Raw genomic sequence first — 8,115 nt, 5'->3', positions numbered from 1 at the left:
TTGGTAATCTAAGCAATTTATCAGAAAATGTCAAGATAAAAGAAGTCATATCATCTAATTTTGTGACTATAAAAGAATCAGACGATCAAGATTTATTTACTGCTTTATCTCTGTTTCGCCAACATAAAATTAGTCATCTACCAGTGCTAGATAGTATGGGTCAAATAGTTGGCGTTGTGACACCAGAAAGAATTCGTCAAGTACTGCAACCTTCTAATATTCTCAGCTCAAGAAGGGTAAATGAAGTAAAAAATGATTCTTTTACAGTCACAACTCCAGAAACGGCATCATTGTTGGAGGTTAGTAAATTGATGTCTGATCAACAAGTAAATAGTGTAATCGTAACACAGAATAAAAAAAATAAAACACAAAGGACTGAAATTGACAAACCTGTTGGCATAATCACTACAGATGATATTGCACAAGGCTATTATATAAATATGAGTTTGGCAACAACACCTGTAAAAAAGGTAATGAAAACGCCATTGAATTGTTTGAAACAAACAGATTCTCTCTGGGATGCTCATAAAAAAATGTTGCATGAACAGGTAGAAATATTGATAGTATGTGGTAAACAAGGAGAGTTTCTGGGAACAGTTAATCAGACTAGTTTACTGCAAGTATTAGACCCGACAGTAATGTTTGGGTTGGTCAGAAAATTACGAAAAGATGTTAATCAACTGCAAGCAGAAAAATTTGAACTATTACGCACTAGAAATGCACAATTAGAAAAAGAAGTGCAGGCACGAACGGCGGAAATACAAGCACAGTTAGAACGCGATCGCCTCCTGGCAAAAATAGCTCTTCGGATTCATCAATCTCTAGATATAGATGAAATTATTAATGCTGTAGTGACAGAAGTTAAGCAATTCCTCAAAACAGATCGAGTAGTGTTATTTCAGGTAGAAACTGCAAAAGTCGCTAAAATAGTTGCTGAGTCAGTAGAAAAAAACTGCAACTCCTGGATGGGAGAAACAATTTCATCCGAATGCTTAATGTCAAATTTAAACATGAATCAAAATACTATTCAGGCAGTTTCTGATATCACTCAAACAGATTCAAGTACAGAAAAAATTACTGAGTTGAAGGAAAAACAGGTAAAAGCTTGGTTAATAGTACCAATTTCCCAAGATGGACAACTATGGGGACTGATGTGTACCCAGGAAGGTTCGGGAATTCGAGAGTGGCAACAATCTGAAATTGATTTTTTGAAGCAGCTAGCAACTCAGTTAGCGATCGGTATTCAACAGGCCCAACTTTATCAACAAGTACAAACTCTGAACACAGATTTAGAAAAACAAGTTCAAGACCGCACAGCAGAATTGCAACAAAAAGTGCGAGAACTACAGCAACTTAATATTCTCAAAGATGATTTTTTAAGCACTGTTTCTCATGAGTTAAGAACACCTCTATCGAACATGAAAATGGCTATTCATATGTTGAAAGTCTTTCCTGTATCAGAACGCGGTAAAGAATATTTAAATATTTTAGATACAGAGTGTAAAAGAGAAATTAAGTTAATTACCGATTTGTTAGATTTACAGCGCTTAGAAGGTGGCACTGAATTTATCCCTATAGATACAATAGATTTAGCAAGTTGGCTTCCCACTATGATCGATCCTTTTAAATCTAGAGTTAGAGAACGGGAACAAACTCTAAAAGTTAAATGTTCTAAAAAACTACCTAAAATTATATCTAATAATCATAGTTTAAGCAGAATTTTAGCAGAACTCCTGAATAATGCTTGTAAGTATACCCAGAATGGTGGCGAAATTAAGTTTTCCGTTGAATCTAACCAGAAAAAAAGTAGCAAAAAAAGCCTTAAAGAAGTACCTTCTACAATCAAATTTATGATTAGTAACCCATCAGAAATTCCCGAATCTGAGTTACCTAAAATATTTAATAAATTTTATCGAGTGCCTAATGCCGATCCTTGGAAACAAGGGGGGACAGGTTTAGGTTTAGCTCTAGTAAAAAAATTGGTAGAGCAGCTAAATGGCAATATACTTGTCACTAGCAGTAATGGTTGGACAACTTTTACAGTAGAACTACCAACGTAAAGGAATTGCATCAAATTCTAATTTCCGAAATTTAATTTTGGCTAGCCCACTTCCTTATTTCTTCTTAATACTATAAAGTAATAACTGTAGTAAATAACTGCATTAAAAGTGCATTCAGGGAAACAAAGACAACAGAATATTTCTCACTCTCAGGATTGGTCATGGCCTCTATGGCCTATTTTACCCTTATACCCTTATGGACAAAGACGAACATTACGAAAGGAGATTGTCAAAGATACAATCTGGACTTTTGACCAACTTCAGGGTATCTTCTATGTCACTGTACCAATTCGGATGACAGTGGTAAGAATGATCGGAGGTGGTTTGTTTGTTTATGCGCCTATAGCACCAACCCGGGAATGTGTGCGCCTTGTCAATGAATTGGTAGAAAAATTTGGAGAAGTTCGCTATATTATTTTACCAACTATTTCTGGCTTAGAACATAAAGTATATGTGGGACCCTTTGCGAGAAAATTTCCCACAGCTGAAGTTTTTGTTACGCCCAACCAATGGAGTTTTCCTCTAAATTTACCCCTGAGTTGGTTGGGTTTACCAAGAAACCGCACCTACTTACTCCCTGTGAATAGTGGAGATGCACCTTTTGCAGCAGAATTTGACTACGCAACTCTCGGACCCCTTGATATTGGTTTCAAACCTTTTGCAGAAGTAGTATTCTGGCATAGTCCATCCCAAACTTTACTGGCGGTTGATACTGTTTTATCTGTACCTGCTGAACCGCCCGATATTTTGAATTTAGATCCCTATCCGTTATTGTTTCATGCCAAAGATGATGTGTTTGATGTGGTAGAGGATACTCCCACAAATAGATGTGTAGGGTGGCAAAAAATATGTTTGTTTGGATTATATTTTCAGGTGGGTGCTTTAGAGGTAGTTCCTACTGGGGAAATTTTTAAGAATGTTTGGAAAGCAGGCGATCGCTCGAAGCGTGCATATTTTGGTCTCTTACCGTGGCGATGGAAGTCTGACTGGCAGCGTTCTTTTACACAATTACGACAGGATGGGCGGTTGTTAGTAGCACCTATATTGCAAACCCTGATTTTGAATCGCGATCCCAAACAGGTGATGGAGTGGGTTGAGAAAGTGGCAAGTTGGAATTTTCGGCAGATTATTCCCTGTCATTTTGACGCACCTATTCAGGCAAGTGGGTATGAGTTTAGGCAAGGGTTTAGTTTTTTAGAAAAGGATAGTGGGGGGTATTTACCAGAGACAGATTTACAGTTTTTGAGAAAATTAGATGATAAGCTTACAAAAATAGGGGCTTTACGTTAAAGCTGAAGAGCATTTTCTTATTTTCCCTATAAGATAAATCAAAACTGATTTACAAACAATCCCACAAGTTTAACTTAAGCAAAAGGGAATTACGATGAACATAATCAGAGTTGTTTTGATTGAAAAGCATGACTCAAGTCGTGCTGGGTTGGTAGCTGCATTACAAATGTCTGAAGGTATTAAAGTAGTTGGGGATGCCGCTTCTGGCCAAAAAGGTTTAAATATTGTGCAAACAACTCAGCCTGATGTAGCAATAGTTGCTCTTAATCTACCTGATATGGATGGAGTTGAACTAACTCAGAAGTTGAAACAATTAAATGGTGATCGGGAATATAAACAAACAAAAGTGTTAGTTTTAACAACAAAAGATAGTGAAGATACTGTAATAGCTGCTTTTAGTGCTGGTGCAGACTCATATAGTCTCAAAGATGTCAGTTTTAGTAATTTACTTCAGGCTATTGAGGTTACTAATGAAGGTAATAATTGGATCGACCCGGCGATCGCCAGTGTAGTAATTAACCAAGCTCAGGAAACTTCTGATAGTAACTATCCAACTTCTCAACCACTAATAAAACTAAATGAAATGGACTGTGCGCCAGGAGGAGATGGAATAATTCAGATAGATCCTCTAACAGAACGAGAATTAGAAGTATTACAACTAATAGTTTCTGGGTGTAGCAATGCTCAAATTGCTGACAAGCTTTATATCACTATCGGAACTGTCAAAACCCATGTTCGTAGTATTTTAAATAAGCTGTGTGCTAACGATCGGACTCAAGCAGCAGTCCGTGCTTTGCGTGCTGGTTTAGTTAGTTAAGCTCGATCGATTTCCTTTAATAGTTATGCTTTCTATCTGCATTAGTCAAAGATGTCAGAGTGGTTTAATAGCTTGAATAAAAAGATTTTTTTATTCAATCCTTTGCTATTAAAAATTCACCCCAACTAATTCTTGACTTATCCTATCTTGAAAAAGAGTTTATTAATTCAAGGAAAAGTATTCAATATATTTTCCTTGGATTCTGATCAAATATTAGTTATACTAAAATGATTGAGAAAATTTAGTCAGTCTAGTCAATTTTTTTCTTAGCTTCTTCTTTAGCATTTTCTACAATGTGTTCTACTCTAGCCTCATCTTGCTTAACTTGTCCTTCAGCTTTGTCTTCTGGATTACCAGTAATTTCTCCAAGCATTTCTTGAGCTTTACCTTCAATATTTTTAACAGTTGCTTTTACTCTATCTTCGGTAGTCATGGATATTAACCTCAGAACTTTTTTATCTACATTTATATACTAATAATAATTTTTTAAACTTTCTTCTATCGAAAGGAGTATCTTGATGTATTTTATGATTATACCATTTGATAGATATAGCAGTCCTATTTTATTTGTGTATAAAAACCTTATCGCTTTTAGGGAACAGGGAACAGGCGGGAGTGTCAGTTTTTTTAATCGACAGATAAAGGTTTTAGGCTTTTTTTCGCTCCAGTGGGTCTGGCTTTTTCGGCTTGAGCAAGCAGAAAGTTAGGGTTGAAAGGAGAATAATTGCAGAAAAATTGAGGGATAAAATATTCGACTAACTCCTCTAAATTCCCCATTTCTCCTGTCTCCTGTCTCCTGTCTCCTCCCCTCACCCATAAGACTTTCCATACGCAAACCCTAATTATTCGGTAATTCGGTAAGATCGGTATAGTTTTTGATTTTGCCTCTATCAACAAAAAAGCCTAGCATTATTAGCTAGGTCAGTAATTTTTATGTCACTTATGAATACTTGATGATATGTGCAGCTCAACTAATTATAATTGATAACTAAATTATACCTGTTCCTTTACCACGATTATCTTCAGACATAGTTAACTTTCCATCTTCATTAGTCTGATTTATTTCTTTCATAGTTTTAGCACGTTCTAGTCTTTGTTCTTCTTCTTGCTGTCTTAAATCTCCTGGTTCATTGACATACATTTCAGGTTCAATCGCAAAATTATTTAACCTACCTTCTGTATCAACAGTATAACCTGATGTAGTATTATTTTCTTCTCCTTCTGCTTCAGGAGTTTTCATAAAGTTTTCTCCCTCTCTTTCCATCCTATCTGCTACATCTGTAGGAATGATATTAGCATCGTAGTTAGGACTTATATTTGTTTGATTTGTCATTATTTAACCTCCAAATAAATTTCTATTGAACTTAAAAAAAATGTTTTATCGATCGCTCGACTAAAGCAGATATTATTCAGTATTTTATTTTTTATGAATCAACTTTAGGAACAACATCAGGACGTTCTTTGTTTTCCCAACCAGGGGGACGCTTAGAGTTGTACCAGGCAATAGAACCCATTGTTACTGCAGCAACGAACCCAATTACCAATACTGCTGTTGCAGCAAAAGGAAAATGAGGTGCTTTTGTAGCAACTTCTAATAAATACATAATATTAGAATGCTCCTTAATCCGAAATTTGAACTTACTACAGTCATAGTAAATTAAAAAAATATAAATTCACATCTATCAAAAGGTTGAAGTGGCAGTAAAGCTTGGATAATTTTAGAGAGACAAATAAAGAATTAATAACAGTTGCAATAAAGATTGAGTTGCCATAATTCACAACTCATATAGGAGAGATAAGAATTGAATACGACAGAAAAATCAAGAGTTAGGGTAGATTTTTTATAGGCTTGGTTTACCCTATTTCCTGTCTCTTTTTCACGATATTTTTAATTTGGGATAGAATGAATAATTAAGATCCAATAAAAACAACTTTTTTGATTTGCTGGGTCTGTATAGGATCTATATCTTGAGATAGATGACTTATTTCAGTGTCAGAAGTAAGATACATTCTATAATAAATATATTTTTTACCTGAATTATTAAAATTAAATAAAGCCCTCTATTAAACTTTCATATAACTATTTGGCTGGGTATCAAGTTCCTCATTTTCCTGAAAATGGTACTTGTCATGAATGGAATGGAAACTACGATATTGAATCGGGAGATGAAAATATTCAGAGCAATTTGCCAGAATATGAAGCCTAAGTTTTTGTTTGGCAATAGTAAATAATATGAAATAGGTTAATATTTGCTAGCGATAAGATGAGAGATAGGGAGATGGGGAAATTCATAACTAGCATCATTTTTCGTATTTCATATAAAGCGTTGACAAACTTGCCTCACAAGTTGATAATATAGCAATTCTCATCTCTGAGTGAGATACAAAGTTCTGGGTTTTAGAGAACTGAAAACAGAGAACAGAGGACATAAAAGAAGGAGAACCAAGATACCTCACAAAGAGTGAGATAGATTATATACCACAGAACCATTTTATTAAGGAGATTAACATGGATATTATTCGTTTAATTTGTGCGATTTTTTTACCACCGCTTGGCGTATTTCTGCAAGTAGGTTTTGGCGGTCAATTTTGGTTGAATATTCTTTTGACTTTACTGGGTTATATCCCAGGAATTGTTCATGCTGTTTGGATTATTGCTAAAAGATAAATAGTTATTATATTTTAGGTGGTAATATCCGGGTATTTATGCCCAAATTACCACCTATAATCTTATTATCAATTTAACCTTAAACCTTCTTCAAGAAATTAAATAGAGGTTACTAAAGTTCAGGATTTTTACTTATATATGGATGAAATAATCAATATAATTATTAATGGATTAAAAGATGTACTTGAAAGTACTATAAAAGTCATACCAGCCATACTAATAGCATTAATTATTATTTTTTTAACTCGCTATGCAGCAAAATTACTTCGGAACCTTGCTCAACGGGTAGGAAAGCGTGCAACTCGTAGTAAATCCTTACAAATTTTAATCACAAAAACTACCCATGTGGGTGTTTGGGTAATAGGAGTTATTATTGCTTGTGTTATTGCTTTTCCCGGTTTAAAACTAGGAGATATTATTGCGACATTAGGTCTTGGTTCTGTTGCAGTTGGTTTTGCATTTCAAGACATATTTAAAAATTTTCTTGCAGGAATATTACTCTTATTACAAGAGCCATTTCGTATCGGCGACCAAATAATAGTTGATAAGTATGAAGGTACTGTAGAACAAATTGATATTAGGACTACGAAAATTCGGACTTACAATGGCGAAAGAGTGATTTTACCTAATGCTAATGTATTTACCAGTGCTATACAAGTAAGAACTGCTTTTGGTATTCGACGAACTGACCTAGGAGTAGGTGTAGATTATAATACTCCTTTATCAGAAGCAGCAGAGATATTATACAAACTTATTCAAAAGGTTGAAGGTGTCTTAGAAGATCCCGATCCTGAGATAGATTTAGTTAGTTTTAATGATAGTTCAATAGACTTTATTGTGCGGTATTGGACTAAGGCAGAACAGAAAGAAGTACGCCGAACTCAAACTCACGCAATTATTGCTATTAAGAAAGTTTTTGATCGGGTAGATATTAATATTCCTTATCCAATTCGGACTGTTTATTTCTACAATCAGAATAAGTATAATGATTATATTCCTATAGACCTTCGGCAAAACATAAAATCTTCCCAGTAAAGCAATTTATGTAATCCAGATTATCAATTATTTAATTACTGTAATTACTGCTAAAGATCGAAGATATTTATAATTTTTCCTCAATCCTAATTTTAACTGATATCAAATCCGCTCGGGTTCGGTATAAAAAAAATTTTCATCTTCATCCAAGAGCAAATGTTTCGCGCATTCTCTTCCCTCCTGAGGAGGTCCTTCCCCTCCACCGGAGGGGGAGGGGCGAGGGGTGGGTTGACTCGGTCCTCCTA

At 35.0% G+C, this 8,115-nt stretch carries 10 protein-coding genes; 6 read left to right on the top strand and 4 right to left on the bottom strand.

What is annotated here, in order from left to right:
• The 3 genes from F6K13_RS08705 to F6K13_RS08695 all read left to right on the top strand — a co-directional run.
• The coding region (locus F6K13_RS08705; RefSeq protein WP_287287218.1) for a CBS domain-containing protein at positions 1-2,060 on the top strand (2,060 nt) is incomplete at its 5' end.
• A 108-nt stretch (positions 2,061-2,168) separates the two neighbouring features.
• The gene (locus tag F6K13_RS08700) at positions 2,169-3,350 is read left to right on the top strand and encodes a DUF4336 domain-containing protein (protein WP_287287217.1); all 1,182 of its coding nucleotides are present in this window, start codon (positions 2,169-2,171) and stop codon (positions 3,348-3,350) included.
• 94 nt (positions 3,351-3,444) lie between these two features.
• Positions 3,445-4,167 carry a response regulator transcription factor gene (locus tag F6K13_RS08695; protein ID WP_287241904.1) on the top strand — a complete coding sequence of 241 codons (723 nt, stop codon included), beginning with the start codon at positions 3,445-3,447 and terminating at the stop codon, positions 4,165-4,167.
• A gap of 250 nt (positions 4,168-4,417) precedes the next feature.
• Here F6K13_RS08695 and F6K13_RS08690 read toward each other — a convergent pair whose 3' ends face one another.
• From F6K13_RS08690 to psb35, 4 genes are all read right to left on the bottom strand, one after another.
• Positions 4,418-4,600, bottom strand: coding sequence for a CsbD family protein (locus F6K13_RS08690; protein WP_124145396.1), 183 nt, complete (start codon positions 4,598-4,600; stop codon positions 4,418-4,420).
• Positions 4,601-4,794: 194 nt separating this feature from the next.
• Positions 4,795-5,061: a hypothetical protein gene (locus F6K13_RS08685; RefSeq protein ID WP_124145397.1), complete on the bottom strand. Its 267-nt coding sequence runs from the start codon at positions 5,059-5,061 to the stop codon at positions 4,795-4,797.
• 94 nt (positions 5,062-5,155) lie between these two features.
• The gene (locus F6K13_RS08680; protein ID WP_124145398.1) at positions 5,156-5,500 is read right to left on the bottom strand and encodes a hypothetical protein; all 345 of its coding nucleotides are present in this window, start codon (positions 5,498-5,500) and stop codon (positions 5,156-5,158) included.
• A gap of 91 nt (positions 5,501-5,591) precedes the next feature.
• Positions 5,592-5,771: a photosystem II assembly protein Psb35 gene (gene psb35, locus F6K13_RS08675; RefSeq protein WP_205127395.1), complete on the bottom strand. Its 180-nt coding sequence runs from the start codon at positions 5,769-5,771 to the stop codon at positions 5,592-5,594.
• Positions 5,772-6,251: 480 nt separating this feature from the next.
• Here psb35 and F6K13_RS08670 point away from each other — a divergent pair, with 480 nt between their 5' ends.
• From F6K13_RS08670 to F6K13_RS08660, 3 genes are all read left to right on the top strand, one after another.
• The gene (locus F6K13_RS08670; RefSeq protein WP_275670387.1) at positions 6,252-6,374 is read left to right on the top strand and encodes a hypothetical protein; all 123 of its coding nucleotides are present in this window, start codon (positions 6,252-6,254) and stop codon (positions 6,372-6,374) included.
• Positions 6,375-6,676: 302 nt separating this feature from the next.
• The gene (locus F6K13_RS08665; RefSeq protein WP_124145400.1) at positions 6,677-6,835 is read left to right on the top strand and encodes a YqaE/Pmp3 family membrane protein; all 159 of its coding nucleotides are present in this window, start codon (positions 6,677-6,679) and stop codon (positions 6,833-6,835) included.
• Positions 6,836-6,973: 138 nt separating this feature from the next.
• Positions 6,974-7,870, top strand: coding sequence for a mechanosensitive ion channel family protein (locus tag F6K13_RS08660; RefSeq protein ID WP_124145401.1), 897 nt, complete (start codon positions 6,974-6,976; stop codon positions 7,868-7,870).
• Positions 7,871-8,115 lie beyond the last annotated feature (245 nt).

Origin of the sequence: Okeania sp. SIO2B9 (assembly GCF_010672505.1) — a bacterium.
Classification (GTDB): Bacteria; Cyanobacteriota; Cyanobacteriia; order Cyanobacteriales; family Microcoleaceae; genus Okeania; species Okeania hirsuta.
This window is presented reverse-complemented; position numbering and strand designations above follow the sequence as displayed.